This window comes from Acidovorax sp. JMULE5, from assembly GCF_013376875.1.
GTDB classification, from domain to species: domain Bacteria; phylum Pseudomonadota; class Gammaproteobacteria; order Burkholderiales; family Burkholderiaceae_C; genus Acidovorax; species Acidovorax facilis.
In genome coordinates, this window is record NZ_CP035951.1 from 5,423,653 (window position 1) to 5,445,909 (window position 22,257).

Here is a 22,257-nt window from a genome sequence, read left to right on the forward strand (position 1 = left end):
CCCCATTTTCTGATTCACGTCCCATGCCAAATACCGACACCTCCGCTTCTTCTGCACCCGCCAAAGCCGCCCCCTCGGACCTGAGCGCGTTGCTGGGGGCTGACCGTCCGCGCCGCTGGTGGCAGCGCACTACCGTGTGGCTGGGGGTGGCAGCGCTCGTGGTGGTGGGCGGTGGCTTGTATGCCTGGCAATCGCGCCAGAGCGCCAGCACTGCACCCACCTATGTCACCGAAGAACTGCGCCGGGGCAATCTCACACTCACCGTGTCGGCCAACGGCACGCTGCAGCCCACGCGCTCGGTCACCATTGGCAGCGAGCTGTCGGGCACCGTGCGCAATGTGCTGGTGGATGTGAACGACAAGGTCAAGAAGGGACAGCTGCTGGTGGAGCTGGACACAGCCAAGCTTGAATCGCAGGTGCTGCGCTCGCGCGCCTCGCTGGCGTCGGCGCAGGCCCGGCTGGCCCAGGCCGTGGCCACCACCAAGGAAGCCATCGCCAACTTTGGCCGGCTGGAGGAAGTGGCTCGGCTGTCCGGCGGCAAGGTGCCATCGGCCTCCGAGCTGGACGCAGGCCGCGCGACACTGGACCGTGCCCGCGCCGATGAGACCAGCGCACGCGCCACGGTGGAGGATGCGCGTGCCGCGCTGTCCACTGACGAGACCAACCTGTCCAAGGCCTCCATCCGCTCGCCCATCGACGGCGTGGTGCTGACCCGCACGGTGGAGCCCGGCAACGCCGTGGCCGCATCGCTGCAGGCCGTCACGCTGTTCACCGTGGCCGAAGACCTCACGCGGCTGCGGCTGGATGTAAGTGTGGACGAGGCCGATGTGGGCTCGGTCAAAGTGGGGCAGGACGCGAGCTTCACGGTCAGTGCCTATCCCTCGCGCCGTTACCCGGCCCAGGTCACGCGGGTGTCGTTTGGCTCCACCAAGACGGACAACGTGGTGACCTACATCACCTGGCTGGAGGTGAACAACAGCGACATGAGCCTGCGCCCCGGCATGACGGCCGCAGCCACCATCACCTCCACCGAGCGCAAGGATGTGCTGCTGGTGCCCAACACGGCGCTGCGCTTTACGCCCGCGCAGGCGGCGGGTGCGCAGGCCACGGCGGGTGCGGGTGGTGCCAAGCCCGCCGCTTCGGGCAGCAGCAGCGGCGGCGGCATCATGTCGCAGCTCATGCCGCGCATGCCACGGTCTGGCTCGGGCCCACGCAAGCCGGGTGCGGGGGGCGAGGCAGGCGATGGTGCGGGCAAGACCCGGCAGGTGTGGGTGCTGCAGGATGGCGCCGCCAAGCCCTTCACCGTGCAGGTGGGCATCAGCGACGGGCGCAATACCGAGGTCACGGGCGACGGCCTCACGCCCGGCATGGCCGTGATCACCGACCAGCGTGCGGCAGGGGCCAAGCCATGAGCGTGGCGGGCGACACCCCCCTCATCCGCCTGCGTGGCGTGACCAAGGTCTATGGCGAAGGGGCGCTGGCCTTTCAGGCGCTCAAGGGCGTGGACCTGGACATTGCACAGGGCGACTTTGTGGCCATCATGGGCCCCAGCGGCTCCGGCAAGTCCACGGCCATGAACACGCTGGGCTGCCTGGACCGGCCCACCACGGGCGAATACCTGTTCAAGGGCGTCCATGTGGAGTCGCTCTCGCGCGACGAGCGGGCACGGCTGCGGCGGCGCTACTTTGGCTTTGTGTTCCAGGGCTTCAACCTGCTGGCGCGCACCTCGGCGCAAGAGAATGTGGAACTGCCCCTGCTGTACCGGGGCGAGTCCGCTGCGGCGCGCCATGCGGCGGCGGCGCGCGCGCTGGCGGCTGTGGGCCTTACGGGCTGGGAGCACCACACGCCCGCCGAGCTGTCGGGCGGGCAGCAGCAGCGCGTGGCCATTGCGCGCGCCATCGTCACCGAGCCCGATGTGCTGCTGGCCGACGAGCCCACCGGCAACCTCGACACCCAGCGCAGTTTCGAAATCATGGAACTGCTCTGGCGCCTGAATGTGGACCACGGCATCACCGTGCTGATGGTCACCCACGAGCCCGACATGGCGCAGTACGCGCGGCGCATCGTGCGGTTTGTGGATGGGGTGGTGGACAGCGATGCCCCCAACCCGCACCCCAAGGGCCTGGACACTGCTGCGGTATCGACCGCAGCGGCCGTGGTCGCCTCGGATTCAGGGGGCCACTGATGCTGCTCAACACCCTGCTGCTGGCGCTGCGCTCCATCCGGCGCAATCTCATGCGCTCGTTCCTCACCATTCTGGGTATCGTGATCGGCGTGAGCGCGGTGATCACCATGGTCACGCTGGGCAATGGCGCCACGCTGGCCATCCAGAACCAGATCTCGGGCCTGGGTACCAACCTGCTGCAGGTGCGACCCGGCCAGCGCATGGGGCCCGGCGGTGGCACGGGTGCCCCGGCCTTCAAGGACACCGATGCCGACATGATCGCCCAGCAGATCGGCGGCATCCTGGCCGTGGCACCCGAGGCGCGAGCTGGCGCCACCGCCGTGGTGGGCGGGCGCAACTGGACGACCAGCGTGATCGGCAGCACCAACGCCTGGCTGGAGACCGGCAACTGGACCGTGCGCAGTGGCCGCGTCTTTACTGACGCGGAGTTGCGCGCCGGTGCCGCTGTCTGTCTGATCGGCGAAACCGTGCGGCGCGAGCTGTTTGGCACCGCCGATGCCGTGGGCGGCCAGCTGCGCGTGAAGGCGTTTTCGTGCGAGGTGGTGGGTGTGCTCGCGTCCAAAGGGCAGGGCGCGTTTGGCAATGACCAGGATGACACGGTGCTGGTGCCGCTGCGCACGCTGCAGCGCCGCGTCACGGGCAACACGCGGGTGAACACGCTGCTGGTGTCCATGAAGGATGGCAGCGACCCCGAGCGTGTGAAGGCCAGCCTCACCCAACTGCTGCGCGAGCTGCGCAAACTGTCGGACTCGGACGAAGACAACTTCAACGTGCTCGACACCAAGCAGCTGGCCGACACGCTCTCGGGCACCACCAAGGTGCTGACCACGCTGCTGGGCGCCGTGGCTGCCGTGAGCCTGCTGGTGGGCGGCATCGGCATCATGAACATCATGCTGGTGAGCGTGACCGAGCGCACGCGCGAGATCGGCCTGCGCCTCGCCATCGGCGCGCTGGAGCGCGAGGTGCTGCTGCAGTTTTTGATCGAGGCCGTGGTGCTGGCCGCGCTGGGCGGGCTCATCGGCATCGTGCTGGCCACGGGCGCGTCCCTGGCGCTATCGGGGCTGATGGGCGTGCCCTACCTGTTCAACCCCGGCGTGAACCTGCTGTCGTTTGTGTTTTCGGCCGGGATCGGTGTGGTGTTTGGCTACTTCCCGGCGCGGCGCGCGGCGCGCATGGACCCCATCGATGCGCTGCGGCATGAGTAATACAGCGGGTCTGGAAAGAGAATTTGAATGAAAAACGCCCGTACCGCCTATGGTACGGGCGTTTTTAGCTATCAATTCAATAGTGTTTGAATCTGCTTATTGAATCGTGAGCGTTGTGGCCTTGCTGGCAGGCTCCACCTCGGCCAGGGTCAGTGTCAGCACGCCGTTTTCCAGCTTGGCGCTGCTGTGGGCGGCATCGATGTCAGCGGCCAGTTCCCAGGCGCGCTGCACCTGGCGCGGGGCGCCTTCCACACTTTGCAGCCGCACCACGTTGCCTTCAATGCTGATCTGCAACTGCTCGCGGGCCAGGCCGGGCACATCCAGCTGCAAGGTGGTGGCTTTGTCGTCCTGTGTGACAGTGCAGCCTGCTGCAGAACGTGCGGCAGCGGGGTCGGCCAGCGTGCCCATCAGAAAACGCTGCAGTGCCTGGTCGGCGGAACGGGGGGCTTGGGCGTAGGCGGCGCGGCGGATCACGGGGGCGAAGATCATGGGGTACTCCTATACACTGCGCGGCTCTCGACGTGGTCGCCGCATGCCTAGGAGGTGTGTACGGCCACGCCGCATTTCAAGGGAAAAATGGCATGAATAAATTGCACTCCGTGGGCTTGAAAACAGGCGCAGCGGCATTACGTCAATCCGTTTTGGCCGCAGCAGCCACGCTGTGCTGCGTGCTGCTGCCGGTGTCCGCCAGCCATGCCCAGGCTGCAGCGCCAGCCACTGCCGTGGCGCAGGCCAAGCCCGTGAAGGTGGCGCTCATCGAAAGCCTGTCGGGCGCATTTGCCAACACGGGCGAAGCGGTGTATCGCAACATCTACTGGGCCATGGAACGTGTGAACGCGCGGGGTGGCGTGCAGTTGCCAGCCGCTGCGGGTGGCCCCCGCCCGCTGGCGCTGGAGCGCTACGACAGCAAGGGCCAGAACGAAGAGGCGCTGTCGGCCCTGCGGGCGGCCATCGACGATGGCGCGCAGGTCATCCTGCAGGGCAATTCATCGGCTACGGCGGCGGTGCTGATCGAGGCGATCAACAAACACAACGAGCGCGAGCCGAACAAGCGCGTGATTTTTCTGAACTACTCGGCGGTGGACCCCATCCTCACCAACGAGAAGTGCAGCTTCTGGCACTTTCGCTTTGACGCCCATGCCGACATGCGCATGGCCGCGCTGATGGATGTGATGCGCGAAGACAAGTCCCTCAAAAGCGTGTACCTCATCGGCCAGGACTACAGCTTTGGCCAGGCCGTGCTGCGCGAGGCCAAGAAGCAGCTGGCCGCACAACGCCCCGATGTGGCGGTGGTGGGCGACGAGCTGCACCCGGTGGGCCGCGTGAAGGACTTTGCACCCTACGCCGTCAAGATCAAGACCAGCGGCGCGCAGGCGGTGGTCACCGGCAACTGGGGCAATGACCTGACCCTGCTCGTGAAGGCCGCGCGGGAAGTGGGCTACGAGGGCAGCTTCTACACCTTCTATGGCAACGCGCTGGGTGCGCCCGCTGCCATGGGTGATGCAGGCATTGGCAAGGTGGTGGCGGTGGCCGACTGGCTGCCCAATGTGCCAGGCGTCCAGAGCGAGGCGTTCTACCAGTCTTTCCGCGAGCGTTTTCCCAAGCCGCAGGACGACTACGTGCACATGCGCATGCAGCTCATGGTGGAGGCCCTTGCCCAGTCCATCGAGCGTGCGGGCAGCACCGATGCCGTGGCCGTGGCGCGCCAGATGGAGAAGGCCGATGTGCGGCTCTCGGGCCAGGGCGGCAGCATGCGCGCAGCGGACCACCAGTTCCAGCAGGCGCTGGTGGTGGGCGTGATGGACAAAAAAGGCGCGCCGGGCGTGAAGTTTGATGTGGAAGGCTCTGGCTACGGCTTTCGCGTGGTGCGGCAGATTCCTGCTGCCAAGGCGCAGCAGCCGCACAGCTGCAGCATGCAGCGGTATTGAGTCCACGTCCTGAACCGTTCGCGCTGAGCCCGCCGAAGGGCTCAGCGTGAATGTTTTTGGGGCGGTGGGCTCAACGCCGGATGCGGCGCCCCGTCTTGAACACCCACCACACCACGACGAGGCACGCGGCCATGAACACCAGCGTCATGCCCGTGCTCACGCCAATGTGGACATCGGCCTGGCCATAAAACGCCCAGCGCAGTCCGCTGATGAGATAGACCACCGGGTTGAACAGCGAAACGGTCTGCCAGAACGGCGGCAGCATGTTGATGCTGTAGAACGCCCCGCCCAGAAAGGTCAGCGGCGTGATCACCAGCAGCGGGATGACCTGCAGCTTTTGGAAGCTGTCGGCCCACAGGCCGATGATGAAGCCGAACAGGCAGAACGTGACGGCGGTGAGCACGAGGAAACCCACCATCCACACCGGGTGCGCCACTTCGTAGGGCACAAACACCCGGGCCGTGGTGAGGATGAGCACCGACACCAGCAGCGATTTGCTGGCCGCTGCGCCCACGTAGCCCAGCAGCACCTCCACCCAGTTCACCGGCGCGCTGAGCAGCTCGTAGATGGTGCCCGACCACTTGGGCATGTAGATCCCAAAGGCCGAGTTGGAGATGCTCTCGGAGAGCAGCGACAGCATGAGCAACCCGGGGATGATGTAGGCGCCGTAACTTACACCGCCGATGTCGCCCATGCGTGATCCGATGGCGGAACCGAACACGATGAAGTAGAGAGCGGTGGTGAGCACCGGCGCGATCAGGCTCTGCATCCAGGTGCGAAACGCACGGTGCATCTCAAAGCGGTAGATGGCGCTGACGCCATGCCAGTTCAGGCCGTTCATGCTTGGGGTGCTTTCTGCTGAGGGGTGTCCTGGTGCACCAGGCTCACGAAGATGTCTTCGAGCGAGCTTTCGCTGGAGTGCAGATCCTTGAAGTCAATGCCGTGCTCGGCCAGTGCGCGCAACAGTGCGGCAATGCCCGTGTCTTCCTGCTGCGTGTCGAAGGTGTAGGTCAGCGCGGTGCCGCCCTGGCTCAGCACGAGCGGCCAGCGTGCCAGCGCGTCGGGCACTTGGTCCATCGGCTGCTGCAGGGTGAGCGTGAGCTGCTTCTTGCCCAGCTTGCGCATCAGCACGTCCTTGTCTTCCACCACGATCAGCTCACCCTTGCGGATCACACCGATGCGGTCGGCCATGTCTTCGGCTTCTTCGATGTAGTGGGTGGTGAGGATGATGGTGGTTCCCGCGTCGCGCAACTCGCGTACCAAGCGCCACATGTCATGGCGCAGCTCCACGTCGACGCCAGCACTGGGTTCGTCCAGAAACAGGATTTTGGGCTCATGCGACAGCGCCTTGGCGATCAGCACGCGGCGCTTCATGCCGCCCGACAGCGCGAGGATCTTGCTGTCCTTCTTGTCCCACAGCGACAGGTCCTTGAGGATCTTCTCGATGAACGCCGGGTTGGGCGCCTTGCCAAACAGGCCACGGCTGAAGTTGACCGTGGCCCACACAGTTTCAAACGAATCGGTGTGCAGCTCTTGCGGCACCAGGCCAATGGCCGCGCGGGCGGCTCGGTAGTCGTGCACGGTGTCGTGGCCGTCTGCGGTGATGGAGCCGGCCGTGGCATTGCTCATGCCGCAGATCACGCTGATGAGCGTGGTCTTGCCCGCGCCGTTGGGCCCGAGCAGGGCAAAAATCTCGCCGCGCCGGATGTCCAGGTCGATGTTCTTGAGCGCCTGAAAGCCGCCCGCGTAGGTTTTGCTCACGCCGCGCACCCGGACGATGGCGTCCACAGCGGGCGTTGGAGAAGGTGATACAGGCATGAAGAAAAGGGGTGGGGTGGGGGTGGGCAAAGAGGTGTGCCGCTGCTGCAGGGCTGCCGGGCCAGCGGTCCAAGCCGGGCATTGTGGACTGACTTGCGCAAGCGCGCTTGCAGGCGCCGCCAAACCCCGCATCGGCCGTCCGGCCGTCCTCATGCCGGGCCTGCGGTGCGCCGCAGCGCCTCCCCCAAAAAACGCCCCGGTGCGCCTGAGCGGGTCAGCGCGCGCGCGCCGCCGCCACTTCGCGGCCCAGCTCGATCACCGCCATCGCGTAGTAGCTCGACCAGTTGTAGCGGGTGATGGCGTAGAAATTTTCGGTGCCCGCCACATAGCTCGGCGCCTCTGCGCCGTTTTGCAGCTCCACCAGTGCGAGCGGGCCGTTGTGTTGTACGCCAGCCGCGTCGAGCACAGCACCCTTGGCTTGCATGCTGGCCACGCTGAAGGTGGGCAGGATGTCGGGCGCCAGCAGGTCATCCATCTGCAGCCGTGCCGTGTCGAACTGCACGCCAAAGTGCGTGGGCATGCCCGGCGTCCAGCCGTGGCCCCGGAAGTAGTTGGCTACCGAGCCGATGGCGTCGGCCGGGCTGTTGAACAGGTCCACGCGGCCATCGCCGTCATAGTCCACGGCGTAACGCACCCAGCTCGACGGCATGAACTGTCCCAGGCCCATGGCACCAGCGTAGCTGCCGCGCGGCTCGAACGGGTCGGTGTTGCTGCGGTTGGTGAGGCTCAGGAACTGCTCCAGCTCGCGGCGGAAAAATTCGGTGCGCTCCTTGGCGCGAGGATGGGCTGATGGGAAATCAAACGCCAGCGTGGCCAGCGCGTCCATCACGCGGAACGTGCCCATCTGCTGGCCGTAGATGGTCTCCACGCCGATGATGCCCACGATGATCTCGGCGGGCACGCCGTACTCGCGCTCGGCGCGCTCCAGCGTGGCCTGGTTCTCCTGCCAGAACCGCTGGCCGGCGCGGATGCGGATGGGGTCGATGAAGCGGCTGCGGTACACGCGCCAGTTCTTGGCCGTGCCCTTGGGTGGCGGCAGCATGAGCCGGGGCACCTGCGGCAAAAAATGCGCCTGCCCGATGGCCTGGCGTACCCATTCATGGTCCAGGTCGCGGCGCGCAGCCAGGTCGTCGGCAAACTGCAATGCTTCGGGGCGCGATGCGTAGAGCACCGCAGGCTTTTGCTTTGTGGTGCTGGACTTAGAGGGTTTTTGGGGGCTGGCGCTTGCCGGTATTGCGCAAGAAGCTATCAAGAAAATAGCAAGTGTGGTCCATCGGGCGGTTTTCTTCATTTCAGTTGTTGGTCACGTTTGGTTTCCTGTGGCGTCCGAAACCGGCGCGCCCCAGGCCAGGGCCGCCGCGCAAGGGCCGCCCCGCCGCGCTGGCGGCGTCCCCCTTCCCGCGCGCAGCGCGAGAGAAGGGGGAAGCGGCGAAGCCGCTCAGGGGGATGGATCATCTCTTCGGCCAGTGCAGGGTGCGAAACTCGCGCCGCAGGGCTCCCAGTTCGGTGTCGGGGTGGGGGGCGTAGCGCAGGCGTTCCAGCCGTAGCAGCCAGTCTGCCACCCCAGCAGCCTGCGGGCCGAAGTGCGCGCGCACCCGTTCGGCCATGGCGCGAGGGGGCAGGGTTTCGGGCAGCGTCAGGCCGGCGCGCGCCAGGCGCTGGCGCGTGCGGGCCAGCAGCCGCAGCCAGGGGTCGTGCTGGGCACGTTCCCAAAGGCTCCAGCCCATGCCGCCCAGTGCAGCCGCAATGACCAGGCTGCCCAGCACGGTGGTGAGGTCCTGCCAGCTGGGAGATTCAAACCCCAGCGCCTTCAGCAGGTCCATCTGGCGGCTCTGGGTGTAGTTGAGCACCCACTGGTTCCAGCCGTTGTTGACGGCTTCCCACACGGCCCGCAGGTTCTGCACCATGCCCGGGCTGAGGGTGCCCAGGGCGTTGGCGAACGCACCCTGGGGCGCGCGCAAACGCTGGAACTGGCCCACGCGGTTCGGCGAGACGGCGCCTGTGGGATCGACACGCACCCAGCCACGCCCCTCCATCCAGACTTCGGACCAGGCATGGGCATCGGCGTTGCGCACCGTCCAGTAGCCATCCACGGGGTTGCGCTCGCCGCCCTGGTAGCCCGTGACGATGCGTGCTGGCACATCCATGGCGCGCATCAGCACCACGAAGGCCGAAGCAATGTGCTCGCAAAAGCCTTCCTTGCGGTCAAACCAGAACTCGTCGGCGGTGTGCTCGCCATAGACGCCTGGATCGAGGGAGTAGTTGTAGCCCCCTGTGCGCAGGCGTTGCAGGACGGCATTGACCAGAACTTCCGTGCGGGCGTTGGCCAGTGCAGGGTCTGCCCGCATCTGTGCCGCCAGCTCCAGGGTGCGCGGATTGAAGCCGGGCGGCAGCTCGGTGTACACGCGCAGTTGCCGCACCGACTGCTGGGGGCCGTGGCGGAACTCGGGGTAGCTCACGGCCTGGTAGCGCATCACCTCGGTGATGGGACGTGCCGTCATCCACTGCAGATCCTGCGTCATGTAGGCCTGCATGTTGTTGGGCAGCTGGGGCGCCTCGGGGGTAGCCTCCAGCACCATCAGCCAGGGCTGGCGCTGGGGTTCGAGCGTCACTTCATAGCGCACCGCCGGGCCGCTGACTTGAAGATTGGCGGGCAGGGCTGCACGTGCGGCCCAGGCGCTGTCTTCGCGGAAGGGCTCGGCCTGCCATTCCCGCCCATCGAACGCGGTCATGACGGGCCCGCGAAAGTACAGCGTGGATTGCGCAGGCACATCGGTGGGCGCCCCCTCGAAGCGCAGGCGGATGGCCACGCGCTCATCCAGTGCGATCTCGGCCATGTCCCCGATCTTCATCGTGCCCGAGAGGCCGCTGCGCCCGGAGAGGTTTTCGCCGGGCATGCCCCACAACGGTGACATGCGTGGGAACAGCATGAACAGCGCCACCATGATGGGCGCGCCCAGCAGGGCCATGGTGCCCGCCAGGCGAAAGGTCTGCGCCAGCGGCGGGCGCCCCACTGGCATGTGGGCATTGACCAGTGCCATGAGCAGGCCCAGCAGCGCCACCAGCATGGCGGCGGCAGTGAGCAGAGATTGCGAGAAGAAGAAATTGCTGAGCATCGTGAAGAAGCCCAGGAAGAACACCACCATGGCATCGCGGCGTGCGCGCAGCTCCAGCATCTTGAGGGCGAGCAGCATGACGATGAGGGTGACACCCGCATCCCGCCCGAGGATGGTGCGGTGCGTGAACAGTGTGCCTGCCACCGCTACCAGGAGCAGGGCGGCCACCGTCCAGCGGCCGGGCAGGGGGCGGCCCGCCCAGGCCAGCCAGCCGCGCCACAGCAGCAGGCCGCCAGCCAGCAGGCTGGTCCACACTGGCAGGTTGGACACCTGCGGCGCGATGACCCAGACGATCACGAACAGCAGAAAAAGCGTGTCGCGGGCGTCGCGAGGTAGGGAAACAAGGGTCTGTCGCAGGTTCATGGCAAGGGGGCACGCCCGACAGGTGGTGATTGAATTGCTATCAAAAATGTAGCATTCTGCGCTTTTCCAGCAAGCGCCAGGTGCCAATTTGATCTAAATTTTGAGGGACGAATCAGCACAATGCCAGTGCCTCCAGGCAATTTCTGCGATGGGCCGCCCCCGTGTCCGGGGCGATCTCCACACCCGGCAGGCGCAGGCCATAGTCCAGCCCCAGCCGGTCGGCTTGCAGCACCCAGGCGGTCAGGCGCGAGATGCGGGCTTCGTGGTCGGGCAGTGAGGCACGGGCCAGGTCCAGCCACAGCTCGTGCCGCTGGGCCTGCTGGGCGTCGCGGCTCACCAGGTCGTCTGTGCCAGTGGCCAGCGACTTGGCGGCCTTCTTCCAGACCACGAGCTTGAGCGGATCGCCCCGGCGGTAGGCGCGCACACCGTCGAATTCGCCAATGCCCTGTGTGGGCGTGTTGCCTGCTCCGCCCGCGCGCGGTTCACCAGACGGCAGGGGCGGTGTCGGGGTTTCGGGTGCGGGGTAGACCAGCACCTGGGCAGCGGGGCGCCAGTAGGTCCAGACGCGGAAGGTGCCCAGCGGAAAGCGCGTCTCGGCGGTCAATGTGGGAACGCGGTGCAGGCCCCGGCGCTCGGGCTTGAAAGCGACTTGCACGCTGGACTGCCCCTGCGCTGGCACGTCGGTCCAGGCCCAATGATGGGGCTCCTTTTGCGCCTCCTTGCCCGTGCCGTGCACCGACAGGGCGATGCCGTAGCGCGGGGTCTTGCGCTCGCTGGACAGCTGGATGTCAAACGCGGTGCTGCTGCCCATGAAGTGCGGCTCGGGTGCTTTCAGGTGCAGGGTCAGGCCGCGCAGGTTGGCGTGGCAGATGTGCATGCCGATCACCGCACTGCCCGCCAGCAAAAAGGTGAGCAGGTAGCCCAGGTTGAGCTGGTAGTTGATGGACGTGATGAGCAGCACGATGAGCGTCAACGCCAGCATCCAGCCCGAACCGGTGGGCAGGATGTAGACATTGCGCTGCGTGAGCGCCAGCGTGTCGCTCAACGGCAGGCGCGCCTGCCACCAGCGCTGGAAGCGGCGGCGCAGCGGCGCAAATGGGTTGAGCGTGGCGGCCAGGCTGCGCCAGCGCGCAAGGGGTGGGAGGGTCGTTGGGGTGGCGGATTCCATGGGTCAGGGTAACGGAACCGCTTCGACCATCGCGCGCACCTGCTCCACCGCACCGCGTCCGGCGTCGCCCACGGGCACCAGGCGGTGGGCAATCGTCTGGGGCAGCACCGCCTGCACATCATCGGGCGCCACATAGTCGCGCCCGCTGATGAGGGCCTGCGCCTTGGCTGCGCGCACCAGGGCAATGCCCGCGCGGGGCGAGAGCCCTTGCAGAAACCACCGGCCCGAGCGGGTGGCCGCAATCAGGTCCTGCACATAGTTGAGCAGCGGATCGGCCGTGTGGATGGCCTGCACCTGGCGCTGCAGCTCGGCCAGTTCCTCGTCGGACAGCAGGGGCAGCATGGTGTCCACCATGTCGCGCCGGTCCGCGCCCGCCAGCAGCACACGTTCGGCGGCGCGGTCGGGGTAGCCGATGGAGATGCGCATCAAAAAGCGGTCGAGCTGCGACTCGGGCAGCGCGAAGGTGCCCAGCTGGTCGTGCGGGTTCTGCGTGGCGATCACGAAGAACGGATGGGGCAGGGCGCGGGTTTCGCCCTCCACCGACACCTGCTTTTCTTCCATGGCTTCGAGCAGCGCGCTCTGCGTCTTGGGGCTGGCGCGGTTGATTTCGTCGGCCAGCAGCACCTGGGCAAACACCGGGCCGGGGTGGAACACGAAGGCTTCCTTGCCGCGTTCGTACACCGACACGCCGGTCAGGTCGCTGGGCATCAGGTCGGCCGTGAACTGCACGCGCGAGAACTGCAGGCCGAAGGTGCGTGACAAGGCATGGGCCAGCGTGGTCTTGCCCACCCCGGGCACGTCTTCGATGAGCAGGTGCCCCCCCGCCAGCAGGCAGGCCACGCAGTCCTGGACCTGCGCCTGTTTGCCCACGATCACCGTGTTAAGCTGATCCAGAAGTGATTTGATTTTGTGCTGTGCGTTCATGGCATGACGTTATCCGAAAAATTGAGAAAAATGCGACACGCGGGGACAAGACTGTGAGCAAGACGGGCTATTTCACCCATCGGGATTGTTGGAAGCACGAGATGGGCCCGGGCCACCCCGAATGCCCTGAACGGCTGGACGCCATTGAGGATCGCTTGCTGATCACCGGCGTGGCCGACGCGCTGGAGCGCTACGACGCCCCCGAGGCCTCGCTGGCCGACATCGAGCTGGCCCACGGCCGTATGCACATTGCGGCGTTGCGCGGCCTGTCAGACCGGCTCAACGAAGAGCTGATGGCTGGCGGCCCCAACTACGCGCAGATCGACACCGACACCTCCATCAACGCCCACACCTGGAAGGCGTCGCTGCGCGCTGCGGGGGCGGCGCTGGCCGCCACCGATGCCGTGATGGCGGGCGAGGTGGAAAACGCGTTTTGCTCGGTGCGCCCCCCCGGCCACCATGCCTGCCGCGACAAGGCCATGGGTTTCTGCTTCTTCAACAACGTGGCTGTGGCGGCTAAATATGCGCTGCAGCGCTACAACCTGCAGCGTGTGGCGGTGGTGGACTTTGACGTGCACCACGGCAATGGCACCGAGGACATCCTGGCCAATGACCCCCGGGCGCTGATGGTCAGCATCTTCCAGCACCCGTTCTACCCCTACAGCGGCGACCACGATCCCGCCCCGAACATGGTCAACGTGCCCGTGCCCGCCTACACGCGGGGCATGGACATCCGCGAGATCATCGAAATGATGTGGATGCCCCGGCTGGAAGCCTTCAAGCCCGAGATGATTTTTGTGAGTGCGGGTTTTGACGGCCACCGCGAGGACGACATGGGCCAGCTGGGCCTGACCGAGCAGGATTACGCCTGGATCACCCAGCGTGTGAAGGACGTGGCCCGCCGCTATGCCAAGGGCCGCATCGTGTCGTGCCTGGAGGGCGGCTATGTGATGGGGCCGCTGGCGCGCAGTGTGGAGGCACATTTGCGGGTCCTCGCGGATTTGTGACCAACCCCCTGAGCGGCTTCGCCGCTTCCCCCTTCTCTCGCATCGCTGCGCGATGCGGAAGGGGGACGCCGCCAGCGCGGCGGGGCGGCCCTTGCGCGGCGGCCCCCGCCTGGGCAGTGCCAGTTTCAGTCGGCGTGCAGATGGCTGAGAGGAGCAAACTATGACGACAAAGAACTTCGATGATGTGCTGGCAACCACCCGCGACGCCCGTGGCGTGGTCACCTTGACCCTGAACGACCCGGCCCGCTTCAACGCGCTGGGTTCAGAGATGCTCTCTGCGCTGCAACAGGCGCTGGACGATGCGGGCCGCGACGAATCTGTGCGCGTGGTCGTGCTGGCCGCAGCAGGCAAGGCCTTCTGTGCCGGGCACAACCTCAAGGACATGGCGGCGAACCCGGAGCTGGCGTACTACCAGAAGCTGTTTGCGCAATGCAGCCGCATGATGCTGACCATCCACAAGCTGCCAGTACCCGTGATCGCCAGGGTGCAGGGCATGGCGACGGCGGCGGGCTGTCAGCTGGTGGCGCAGTGCGACCTGGCGGTGGCGGCCGACAGCGCCAGCTTTGCCACCAGCGGCATCCACTACGGCCTGTTCTGCGCAACGCCGAGCGTGCCGCTCGTGCGCAATGTGCCCGCCAAGCGGGCTATGGAAATGTTGCTCACCGGCGATTTCATCGATGCGCCCACCGCGCTGGCGCAGGGTCTGGTGAACCGTGTGGTGCCCGCCGATGCGCTGGATGCCGAGGTCGAAAAGTTGGTGGAGTCCATCCTGCAAAAGCCCCGCGTGGCCGTGGCCCTGGGCAAGGCGCTGGTGTACCAGCAGCGGGAGCTGGGCATCGATGCGGCCTACCAGTTGGCGGGCCAGACCATGGCCACCAACATGATGGACGCCGCCGCGCAAGAGGGCGCGCGCGCCTTTGCCGAAAAGCGCCAGCCCACCTGGAAGCGCTGAGAGCCATGGCCACGACAGAAACCCCCATGCTGGAAGATGTGGGCCGCTGGGCCGAGGCGTTTCTTCGGCCCACGGTGCTGGTGGAGTTTGCCGCCTTGGCCGCCTGCCTGGGCCTGGCCTGGTTGCTGGTGTCGCTGCTGCAGCGTGGGCTGCACCGGGGTGACCCGCGCTCCATCCTGTTCGGCGCGCGGATTGTCGATGGCGCACTGTTTCCGCTGGCGTTGCTGAGCCTGGCTTATGTGGCGCGCACCGTGCTGCTGCAGTGGGTTCCGCTGGCCGTGTTCAAGGTCGCCGTGCCGGTGCTGGTGTCGCTGGTGGTCATCCGCATCGGGGTGAAGGTGCTGCAGGTGGCCTACCCGGATGCCGCCTGGGTGCGGCCGATTGAACGCTCCATCTCGTGGCTGGCCTGGCTGGGCATGGTGCTGTGGGTCACGGGGCTGTTGCCCTTGGTGCTCGAAGAGCTGGACCAGATCCACTGGAAGGTGGGGGGCGCCACGCTGTCGGTGCGCACCATGATCGAAGGGGCACTGACGGCTGCTGCCGTGTTGCTGATCGCTCTGTGGATATCTGCCGCCATCGAGTCGCGCCTGCTGCGCTCGGCCACCGGGGCCGAGCTGTCGCTGCGCAAGGCCGTGAGCAATGCCGTGCGGGCGCTGCTGATCTTCGTCGGGCTCATCATGGCTCTGTCGGCCGTGGGCATTGACCTGACTGCGTTGTCGGTGCTGGGCGGCGCTGTGGGGGTGGGCATTGGTTTTGGCCTGCAGAAGCTGGCGTCCAACTATGTGAGCGGTTTTGTGATCCTGGCCGAGCGCAGCATGCGCATTGGCGACAATGTGCGGGTGGACAACTTCGAGGGGCGCATCACCGATATCAATGCGCGCTACACGGTGGTGCGCTCGTCCACGGGCCGCGAGTCCATCGTGCCCAATGAGATGCTGATCATCCAGCGGGTGGAAAACCTGTCGCTGGCGGACCCCCGGGTGTGGTTGTCCACCGTGGTGAGCGTGGGTTATGACAGCGATGTGGACCTGGTGACACGGCTGCTGGGCGAGGCCGCCTTTGCCAGCAGCCGTGTGCTGCGCGATCCGGCGCCCAGTGTGTCCTTGTCGGCGTTTGGTGCCGATGGGCTGGAGTTCACCGTGGGCTTCTGGATTGCCGACCCCGAGAACGGCTCGCTGGGCCTGCGCTCGGAGATCAACCGCGCCATCCTGAGTGCACTGCGCGCCCATAAGATCGAAATCCCTTATCCGCAGCGGGTCATGCATGTGCAGGTCGAGGGAGCGTTGCCCCCTGCTGTGTCGAATGCGGCGGTGGGCCGCGCACTGGCGGGTTCTGAGTAGCCTTGCCCGCTTGTCCGTTGGCTGCAGGTTGCCCAAGGCGACAGCAAACTCTAGACAGGTGTTGCGCCCACTCGCCTATAATTCACAAAAAGCACGATCGTTCGTTTTTCTGATCGTGCGATCTGTATGCCGGGCCCGTAGCGCTTTCGTTGCAGTGCCGCATAGAATGTTCCAGTTTACGTAAACGTCAATTCAACCAACTCTAGGAGCCGCAGCAATGAAGGTCTTGGTCCCTGTCAAGCGCGTGGTGGACTACAACGTGAAGGTCCGCGTCAAATCGGACAACACGGGTGTGGACATCGCCAACGTGAAGATGAGCATGAACCCCTTTGACGAAATCGCCGTTGAAGAGGCCGTGCGCCTGAAAGAAAAAGGCCTGGTGACCGAAGTCATCGCAGTCTCCTGCGGCGTGGCCCAGTGCCAGGAAACCCTGCGCACTGCCATGGCCATCGGTGCCGACCGCGCCATCCTGGTGGAAACCGACGTCGAGCTGCAGCCCCTGGCCGTTGCCAAGATCCTCAAGGCCCTGGTCGACAAAGAACAGCCTTCTCTCATCATCCTGGGCAAGCAAGCCATCGACGACGACGCCAACCAGACCGGCCAGATGCTGGCTGCCCTGGCCGACCTGCCCCAGGCCACGTTCGCCAACAAGGTTGAACTGTCGGCCGACAAGGTCAGCGTGACGCGCGAAGTGGACGGCGGCCTGGAAACCCTGCAGCTGTCGCTGCCAGCGGTCATCACCACCGACCTGCGCCTGAACGAGCCCCGCTACGTCACCTTGCCCAACATCATGAAGGCCAAGAAGAAGCAGCTCGATACCGTCAAGCCCGAAGACCTCGGCGTGGACGTGGCTCCGCGCCTGAAGACCCTCAAGGTGACCGAGCCCGCCAAGCGCGGCGCAGGCATCAAGGTGGCCGACGTAGCGGCACTCGTTGAAAAACTCAAGAACGAAGCGAAGGTGATCTAAATGTCGGTACTCGTTATTGCAGAACACAACAACGCGTCCATCAAGGGCGCCACGCTGAACACCGTGACGGCCGCAGTGGCCTGCGGTGGCGACGTGCACGTGCTGGTGGCTGGCCACAACGCCGGTGCAGCCGCCGCCGCAGCCGCCCAGATCGCCGGTGTCGCCAAAGTCATCCACGCCGACGCCCTCGGCCTGGAACACGGCCTGGCAGAAAACGTGGCCGCCCAAGTGCTCGCCATCGCATCGAACTACACCCACATCCTGTTCCCCGCCACCGCCAGCGGCCGCAACGTGGCGCCCCGCGTGGCCGCCAAGCTGGACGTGGCGCAGGTCAGCGACATCACCAAGGTGAATTCTGCCGACACCTTCGAGCGCCCCATCTACGCAGGCAACGCCATTGCCACCGTGCAAAGCGCAGACAGCGTAAAGGTCATCACCGTGCGCGCCACGGGCTTTGACGCCGCAGCCGCCACGGGCGGTTCCGCAGCCGTCGAAACCGCCGCAGCCACCGCAGACGCTGGCAAGAGCAGCTTCATGGGCAGCGAAATCGCCAAGAGCGACCGCCCCGAGCTGACCGCCGCCAAGATCATCGTCTCCGGTGGCCGAGCCCTCGGCAGCAAGGAAAAGTTCGACGAAGTGATGACGCCGCTGGCCGACAAGCTCGGTGCTGCGCTGGGCGCCAGCCGCGCCGCAGTGGACGCAGGCTACGCCCCCAACGACTGGCAAGTGGGCCAGACCGGCAAGATCGTGGCGCCGCAGCTGTACATCGCAGCGGGTATCTCGGGCGCCATCCAGCATTTGGCCGGGATGAAGGACTCCAAGGTGATCGTGGCGATCAACAAGGACCCTGAGGCGCCGATCTTCAGCGTGGCCGACTATGGGCTGGAAGCGGATCTGTTCACGGCCGTGCCAGAACTGGTCAAGGCCCTGTAAGAACGCCACTGTGCGCACAAAGGCATCGCTCGCGATGCCTTTTTTTTGACGAAATTTCGCTTTCCCGGAGACACCCATGAGCTACACCGCCCCCGTCAAGGACATGCTGTTCGCCATCGAGCACCTGGCCAACATTGAACAGATTGCGCAGATTCCCGGCTTTGAAGACGCCGGCCTGGACACGGCGGCTGCCGTGCTGGAAGAGTGCGCCAAGTTCAATGAAGGGGTGCTGTCGCCGCTCAACTGGGAAGGCGACAAGAATCCATCGAGCTTTCAATCCGGCGTGGTCACTACCACCCCCGGTTTCAAGGAAGCCTTCCGCCAATACGCCGAAGGCGGCTGGCAAGGCCTGCAGCACCCGGCCGACTTTGGCGGCCAGGGCCTGCCCAAGACCATTGGCGCGGCCTGCATCGAGATGACCAACAGCGCCAACATGAGCTTCGCGCTGTGCCCGCTGCTGACCGATGGCGCCATTGAGGCGCTGCTCACCGCAGGCAGTGACGAGCTCAAGGCCACGTACCTTGAAAAACTGGTGACCGGCGAATGGACCGGCACCATGAACCTGACCGAACCCCAGGCTGGTTCGGACCTGGCCCTGGTGCGCACGCGCGCCGAACCCCAGCCCGACGGGACGTACAAGATTTTCGGCACCAAGATCTTCATCACCTACGGTGAGCACGACATGGCCGAGAACATCATCCACCTGGTGCTGGCCCGCGTGCAGGGCGCACCCGAGGGCGTCAAGGGCATCAGCCTTTTTGTCGTGCCCAAATTCATGGTCAACAAGGATGGCACGCTGGGCGACCGCAACGACGCCCATTGCGTGAGCATCGAGCACAAGCTGGGCATCAAGGCCAGCCCCACGGCCGTGCTGCAGTTTGGCGACCATGGCGGCGCCGTGGGCTACCTCGTGGGCCAGGAAAACCGCGGCCTCGAATACATGTTCATCATGATGAACGCGGCCCGCTACGCCGTGGGCATGCAGGGCATTGCGATCTCCGAGCGCGCCTACCAGAAGGCCGTGCAGTACGCCAAAGACCGCGTGCAGAGCCGCCCCGTGGACGGCAGCATCAATGCCAGCGCCGCCATCATCCACCACCCCGATGTCAAGCGCATGCTCATGACGATGCGCGCCACCGTGGAAGGCTGCCGTGCCATGGCCACCGTGGCCGCAGCAGCGTTCGATGCTGCCCACCACCACCCCGATGCGGAAACGCGCAAGCAGAACCAGGCGTTCTATGAATTCATGGTGCCGCTGGTCAAGGGCTACAGCACCGAGACCAGCCTGGAAGTGACCAGCCTGGGCGTGCAGGTGCATGGTGGCATGGGTTTCATCGAAGAAACCGGCGCGGCGCAGTACTACCGCGACGCCAAGATCCTGACCATCTACGAAGGCACCACGGCCATCCAGGCCAACGACCTCGTGGGCCGCAAGACGGCGCGTGACGGCGGCCAGACCGCCAAGGGCATCGCCGCACAGATCGAGAAGACCGAGGCCGATCTGCTGGCCTGCGGCACCCCCGCCGCGCTGGCTGTGGCCAAGCGCCTCACGGCGGCGCGCAAGGCGCTGCTGGACGTGATCGACTTTGTAGCCGGTGGCACCAAGGCCCAGCCCAACGCCGTGTTTGCGGGCAGCGTGCCCTACCTGATGCTGGCTGGCAATGTGGTGGCGGGCTGGCAGCTGGCGCGCAGCCTGCTGGTGGCGCAGGACCTGTTGCAAAAGGGACAGGACGAAGCGTTCATGCGCGCAAAAATCACTACGGCCCAGTTCTACGCTGATCACATCCTGGTGAAGGCCCCGGGCCTGCGCGACAGCATTGTGGAAGGCGCGGCCAGCGTGACCGAGTTGGCGCTGGAAGCCTTCTGAAGGTTGAGCGTGTTGTGAGGAGACGAACTGCCCGCAGAGCGGGCAGCTCATTGATATAAAAATGATAGCTGCTAGCGCTTGATAGATAAGCGCTAGAGCCCTATTTCATCCAAAAACCTGTTCAGGAAGTTGTTGCCATGTCCAAACTGCCCGCCGCGCTGCAAAATCTCTCGCTGCCTGTCATCGGCTCGCCACTGTTCATCATCAGCAACCCCAAGCTCGTCATTGAGCAGTGCAAGGCGGGGGTGGTGGGCTCCATGCCCGCGCTCAATGCCCGCCCTGCCGAGCTGCTCGACGAATGGCTGGCCGAGATCACCGAGACGCTGGCTGCCTACAACAAGGCCAACCCCGACAAGCCGGCCGCGCCTTTTGCCATCAACCAGATCGTGCACAAGAGCAACGACCGGCTGGAGCACGACATGCAGGTGTGCGCCAAGTACAAGGTGCCGATCATCATTACCAGCCTGGGCGCGCGCGAGGATGTGAACCAGGCCGTGCATGCCTGGGGTGGCATCGTGCTGCACGACATCATCAACAACAAGTTTGCCCACAAGGCGATCGAAAAGGGCGCCGATGGCCTGATCGCCGTGGCCGCCGGTGCGGGCGGCCATGCGGGTGTGAAGAGCCCGTTTGCGCTCATCCAGGAAATCCGCCAGTGGTTCGACGGCCCCGTTGCGCTGAGTGGTTCCATCGCCAGCGGCGACGCCGTGCTGGCCGCGCAGGCTATGGGCGCAGACTTTGGCTACATCGGCTCGGCCTTCATCGCCACGCAGGAAGCGCGTGCCAGCGATGCCTACAAGCAGGCCATCGTGGACGGCAACTCCGACGACATCGTCTACAGCAACCTGTTCACCGGCGTGCACGGCAACTACCTGGCGCCGTCGATCCGCGCTGCGGGCATGGACCCCGACAACCTGCCCGAGTCCGACCCCAGCAAGATGAACTTTGGTGGCGACGCCAAGAAGGCCTGGAAAGACATCTGGGGCTGCGGCCAGGGCATTGGTGCCATCAACGCAGTGACCAGCACCGCCGAGCTGGTGGGCAAGCTGCGCCGCGAGTACGAGGCTGCGCGCGCGCGCCTCAAGCTCTGATGCTGCGCTGAGCTCTTTGGGCTCCACACCGCCGCCGCTGCCCAGGGCGTGGTGGCCTTGGGCAAGAGGGCTTCATTCGCCCGCAGTGCGCCTGGTGTGCACTGCGGGCGAAGCTGTTTCTGGCGCTCCCGAGGCAAGGGCAAACCCCCATAAGCCTGTTCTGGTGGCTGCGGATAATGATGATGATCAATAACCAAAGCGCGTGTGCTTGGGTTGCTCGGTCAGCACATTTTTTGCAAGGTGGGTGCGTGATGTTTCGTTCTTTTCTGGTGCTGCTGGTTGCCCTGTGCACAGGTGGCCTGGGCCATGCCCGCAACGAGGGCGTGACCGCCGATGAAATCCGCCTCGGCGCATCGGCGGTGCTGTCGGGGCCGCTCGGGCCCCAGACTGCGCAGTATGGCGAGGGCTCGCGGCTCATGTTCGACGCGGTGAATGCGCAGGGCGGCGTGCATGGCCGCATGATCCGATACACCACACTTGACGACGGCTTCGATCCCCAGAAAGCGGTGGAGAACACGCGCCAGCTGCTGGAGACCGACAAGGTCTTCATGATCTACAACAGCACCGGCACGGCGCAGACGGCCGCCATATTGCCGTTGATCAAGGAGCACCGCACCCTGCTGTTTGGCCCGGTCACGGGCGCTTCGGTGTTTCGGGAAACCCTCAACCCCTACGTCTTTCATGTGCGCGCAGGGTATGCGAGCGAGGCCGCAAAAATAGTCTCGCAGCTGCGCCAGCAGGGCATCAGCCGCGTGGCCGTGTTCTACCAGGACGACGGGCTGGGCAAAACCTTGCTGGCCGAGCTCAAGAAAGCCTCCGATGAGGAAAAGCTGGCCTTCGTGGCGGAGATCAAGGTAGATCCCAAACAGCCGGACTTCGCGGCTGCGGCGCAGGCCACCGAAAAGGCACAGCCCCAGGCCGTGATCGTTGCAACCGCAGGAACCACGTTCACCAGCTACATCAAGGCCGTGCAATCGACAGCGGCGCGGCCCGCGTACTACGGGTTCTCTGTAGCCAGCATGGACGTGATCCACCGCGAACTTAAAGAAAAGGCGCGCGGCATCATCCTCGCGCAGATCATGCCGTCGCTGCGCAGCACCACGGTGCCCGTGGTGGCCGAATACCTGGCCCTGCTGCGCGCCAAGTCCCCCAGCGCCCAGCCTTCGGCTTCACAGTTCGAGGGATTCGTGCATGCCCGGCTGCTGGTGGAGGGGTTGCGCCGCACGGGGCGCAACCTGACCACGGAGTCTTTCATCAAGACGATGGAGGATGCCGGTGAAATATCCTTTGGGCGCTTTAACGTCAAATACTCGCCCAAGAGCCACAACGGCTCGACTTATGTGGAGCTGGCCATTGTGGACGCGGAAGGGAGTCTGCGGTATTGAGAAGAGGT

At 65.4% G+C, this 22,257-nt stretch carries 19 protein-coding genes; 12 read left to right on the forward strand and 7 right to left on the reverse strand.

Features of this window, described 5'->3' with window-relative positions; translation table 11 throughout:
- Window positions 1-23: 23 nt before the first annotated feature.
- The 3 genes from EXV95_RS24640 to EXV95_RS24650 are packed head-to-tail and all read left to right on the forward strand — an operon-like array spanning window position 24 to window position 3,390.
- On the forward strand, window positions 24-1,412 hold the full coding sequence (locus tag EXV95_RS24640) for an efflux RND transporter periplasmic adaptor subunit (protein ID WP_176888865.1): 1,389 nt from the start codon (window positions 24-26) through the stop codon (window positions 1,410-1,412).
- Window positions 1,409-2,185 carry an ABC transporter ATP-binding protein gene (locus tag EXV95_RS24645; protein WP_176888866.1) on the forward strand — a complete coding sequence of 259 codons (777 nt, stop codon included), beginning with the start codon at window positions 1,409-1,411 and terminating at the stop codon, window positions 2,183-2,185. Before EXV95_RS24640 ends, EXV95_RS24645 begins: the two co-directional genes overlap by 4 nt.
- A complete protein-coding gene (locus EXV95_RS24650) occupies window positions 2,185-3,390 on the forward strand; it encodes an ABC transporter permease (RefSeq protein WP_176888867.1) in 1,206 nt (401 codons plus the stop codon). The genes EXV95_RS24645 and EXV95_RS24650 overlap by 1 nt, the downstream gene beginning before the upstream one ends.
- 96 nt (window positions 3,391-3,486) lie before the next feature.
- Here the strand turns inward: EXV95_RS24650 and EXV95_RS24655 are convergent, their stop codons facing one another.
- Window positions 3,487-3,879 (reverse strand): Hsp20/alpha crystallin family protein, encoded by a 393-nt coding sequence (locus EXV95_RS24655; RefSeq protein ID WP_176888868.1) that lies wholly within the window; start codon window positions 3,877-3,879, stop codon window positions 3,487-3,489.
- 92 nt (window positions 3,880-3,971) lie between these two features.
- On the opposite strand from EXV95_RS24655, the gene EXV95_RS24660 reads away from it, so the two are divergent.
- The gene (locus EXV95_RS24660) at window positions 3,972-5,318 is read left to right on the forward strand and encodes a branched-chain amino acid ABC transporter substrate-binding protein (protein ID WP_176888869.1); all 1,347 of its coding nucleotides are present in this window, start codon (window positions 3,972-3,974) and stop codon (window positions 5,316-5,318) included.
- A 70-nt stretch (window positions 5,319-5,388) separates the two neighbouring features.
- Here EXV95_RS24660 and EXV95_RS24665 read toward each other — a convergent pair whose 3' ends face one another.
- The 6 genes from EXV95_RS24665 to EXV95_RS24690 form a co-directional block, all read right to left on the reverse strand.
- Window positions 5,389-6,159 carry an ABC transporter permease gene (locus EXV95_RS24665; protein WP_370449702.1) on the reverse strand — a complete coding sequence of 257 codons (771 nt, stop codon included), beginning with the start codon at window positions 6,157-6,159 and terminating at the stop codon, window positions 5,389-5,391.
- Window positions 6,156-7,136 (reverse strand): ABC transporter ATP-binding protein, encoded by a 981-nt coding sequence (locus EXV95_RS24670; RefSeq protein WP_121508774.1) that lies wholly within the window; start codon window positions 7,134-7,136, stop codon window positions 6,156-6,158. The genes EXV95_RS24665 and EXV95_RS24670 overlap by 4 nt, the downstream gene beginning before the upstream one ends.
- A gap of 214 nt (window positions 7,137-7,350) precedes the next feature.
- Entirely contained in the window at window positions 7,351-8,427 is a 1,077-nt protein-coding gene (gene mltB, locus EXV95_RS24675) for a lytic murein transglycosylase B (protein WP_176888870.1), read from the reverse strand.
- 160 nt (window positions 8,428-8,587) lie between these two features.
- Window positions 8,588-10,615 carry a DUF3488 and transglutaminase-like domain-containing protein gene (locus tag EXV95_RS24680; protein WP_176888871.1) on the reverse strand — a complete coding sequence of 676 codons (2,028 nt, stop codon included), beginning with the start codon at window positions 10,613-10,615 and terminating at the stop codon, window positions 8,588-8,590.
- A 112-nt stretch (window positions 10,616-10,727) separates the two neighbouring features.
- Complete coding sequence (locus EXV95_RS24685) at window positions 10,728-11,783, reverse strand: DUF58 domain-containing protein (protein ID WP_176888872.1); 1,056 nt, start codon at window positions 11,781-11,783, stop codon at window positions 10,728-10,730.
- 3 nt (window positions 11,784-11,786) lie between these two features.
- Entirely contained in the window at window positions 11,787-12,707 is a 921-nt protein-coding gene (locus EXV95_RS24690) for a MoxR family ATPase (RefSeq protein ID WP_010460095.1), read from the reverse strand.
- 101 nt (window positions 12,708-12,808) lie between these two features.
- Here EXV95_RS24690 and EXV95_RS24695 point away from each other — a divergent pair, with 101 nt between their 5' ends.
- The 8 genes from EXV95_RS24695 to EXV95_RS24730 all read left to right on the forward strand — a co-directional run bounded on the left by EXV95_RS24695 (window position 12,809) and on the right by EXV95_RS24730 (window position 22,249).
- Window positions 12,809-13,714, forward strand: a complete 906-nt coding sequence (locus EXV95_RS24695; RefSeq protein ID WP_121507086.1) for a histone deacetylase family protein — start codon at window positions 12,809-12,811, stop codon at window positions 13,712-13,714.
- 160 nt (window positions 13,715-13,874) lie between these two features.
- Window positions 13,875-14,666, forward strand: coding sequence for an enoyl-CoA hydratase (locus EXV95_RS24700; protein WP_176888874.1), 792 nt, complete (start codon window positions 13,875-13,877; stop codon window positions 14,664-14,666).
- Window positions 14,667-14,671: 5 nt separating this feature from the next.
- The gene (locus EXV95_RS24705; RefSeq protein WP_176888875.1) at window positions 14,672-16,006 is read left to right on the forward strand and encodes a mechanosensitive ion channel family protein; all 1,335 of its coding nucleotides are present in this window, start codon (window positions 14,672-14,674) and stop codon (window positions 16,004-16,006) included.
- Between the two features lie 217 nt (window positions 16,007-16,223).
- Window positions 16,224-16,973 carry an electron transfer flavoprotein subunit beta/FixA family protein gene (locus tag EXV95_RS24710; RefSeq protein ID WP_176888366.1) on the forward strand — a complete coding sequence of 250 codons (750 nt, stop codon included), beginning with the start codon at window positions 16,224-16,226 and terminating at the stop codon, window positions 16,971-16,973.
- The gene (locus tag EXV95_RS24715; RefSeq protein WP_176888876.1) at window positions 16,974-17,906 is read left to right on the forward strand and encodes an electron transfer flavoprotein subunit alpha/FixB family protein; all 933 of its coding nucleotides are present in this window, start codon (window positions 16,974-16,976) and stop codon (window positions 17,904-17,906) included.
- Window positions 17,907-17,982: 76 nt separating this feature from the next.
- Window positions 17,983-19,773 (forward strand): acyl-CoA dehydrogenase, encoded by a 1,791-nt coding sequence (locus EXV95_RS24720; protein ID WP_176888877.1) that lies wholly within the window; start codon window positions 17,983-17,985, stop codon window positions 19,771-19,773.
- A 137-nt stretch (window positions 19,774-19,910) separates the two neighbouring features.
- The gene (locus tag EXV95_RS24725; RefSeq protein ID WP_176888878.1) at window positions 19,911-20,864 is read left to right on the forward strand and encodes a nitronate monooxygenase family protein; all 954 of its coding nucleotides are present in this window, start codon (window positions 19,911-19,913) and stop codon (window positions 20,862-20,864) included.
- A 251-nt stretch (window positions 20,865-21,115) separates the two neighbouring features.
- Complete coding sequence (locus EXV95_RS24730) at window positions 21,116-22,249, forward strand: ABC transporter substrate-binding protein (RefSeq protein WP_121419439.1); 1,134 nt, start codon at window positions 21,116-21,118, stop codon at window positions 22,247-22,249.
- Window positions 22,250-22,257: the final 8 nt, after the last annotated feature.

Bases quoted from the DNA above. Each gene is read 5' to 3' on its own strand.
- mltB (WP_176888870.1), bottom strand. From the start codon at position 8,427: ATGAAGAAAACCGCCCGATGGACCACACTTGCTATTTTCTTGATAGCT.
- EXV95_RS24680 (WP_176888871.1), bottom strand. From the start codon at position 10,615: ATGAACCTGCGACAGACCCTTGTTTCCCTACCTCGCGACGCCCGCGAC.
- EXV95_RS24665 (WP_370449702.1), bottom strand. From the start codon at position 6,159: ATGAACGGCCTGAACTGGCATGGCGTCAGCGCCATCTACCGCTTTGAG.
- EXV95_RS24640 (WP_176888865.1), top strand. From the start codon at position 24: ATGCCAAATACCGACACCTCCGCTTCTTCTGCACCCGCCAAAGCCGCC.
- EXV95_RS24710 (WP_176888366.1), top strand. From the start codon at position 16,224: ATGAAGGTCTTGGTCCCTGTCAAGCGCGTGGTGGACTACAACGTGAAG.
- EXV95_RS24655 (WP_176888868.1), bottom strand. From the start codon at position 3,879: ATGATCTTCGCCCCCGTGATCCGCCGCGCCGCCTACGCCCAAGCCCCC.
- EXV95_RS24690 (WP_010460095.1), bottom strand. From the start codon at position 12,707: ATGAACGCACAGCACAAAATCAAATCACTTCTGGATCAGCTTAACACG.
- EXV95_RS24700 (WP_176888874.1), top strand. From the start codon at position 13,875: ATGACGACAAAGAACTTCGATGATGTGCTGGCAACCACCCGCGACGCC.
- EXV95_RS24670 (WP_121508774.1), bottom strand. From the start codon at position 7,136: ATGCCTGTATCACCTTCTCCAACGCCCGCTGTGGACGCCATCGTCCGG.
- EXV95_RS24730 (WP_121419439.1), top strand. From the start codon at position 21,116: ATGTTTCGTTCTTTTCTGGTGCTGCTGGTTGCCCTGTGCACAGGTGGC.
- EXV95_RS24650 (WP_176888867.1), top strand. From the start codon at position 2,185: ATGCTGCTCAACACCCTGCTGCTGGCGCTGCGCTCCATCCGGCGCAAT.
- EXV95_RS24720 (WP_176888877.1), top strand. From the start codon at position 17,983: ATGAGCTACACCGCCCCCGTCAAGGACATGCTGTTCGCCATCGAGCAC.
- EXV95_RS24695 (WP_121507086.1), top strand. From the start codon at position 12,809: ATGGGCCCGGGCCACCCCGAATGCCCTGAACGGCTGGACGCCATTGAG.
- EXV95_RS24685 (WP_176888872.1), bottom strand. From the start codon at position 11,783: ATGGAATCCGCCACCCCAACGACCCTCCCACCCCTTGCGCGCTGGCGC.
- EXV95_RS24725 (WP_176888878.1), top strand. From the start codon at position 19,911: ATGTCCAAACTGCCCGCCGCGCTGCAAAATCTCTCGCTGCCTGTCATC.
- EXV95_RS24645 (WP_176888866.1), top strand. From the start codon at position 1,409: ATGAGCGTGGCGGGCGACACCCCCCTCATCCGCCTGCGTGGCGTGACC.
- EXV95_RS24705 (WP_176888875.1), top strand. From the start codon at position 14,672: ATGGCCACGACAGAAACCCCCATGCTGGAAGATGTGGGCCGCTGGGCC.
- EXV95_RS24660 (WP_176888869.1), top strand. From the start codon at position 3,972: ATGAATAAATTGCACTCCGTGGGCTTGAAAACAGGCGCAGCGGCATTA.
- EXV95_RS24715 (WP_176888876.1), top strand. From the start codon at position 16,974: ATGTCGGTACTCGTTATTGCAGAACACAACAACGCGTCCATCAAGGGC.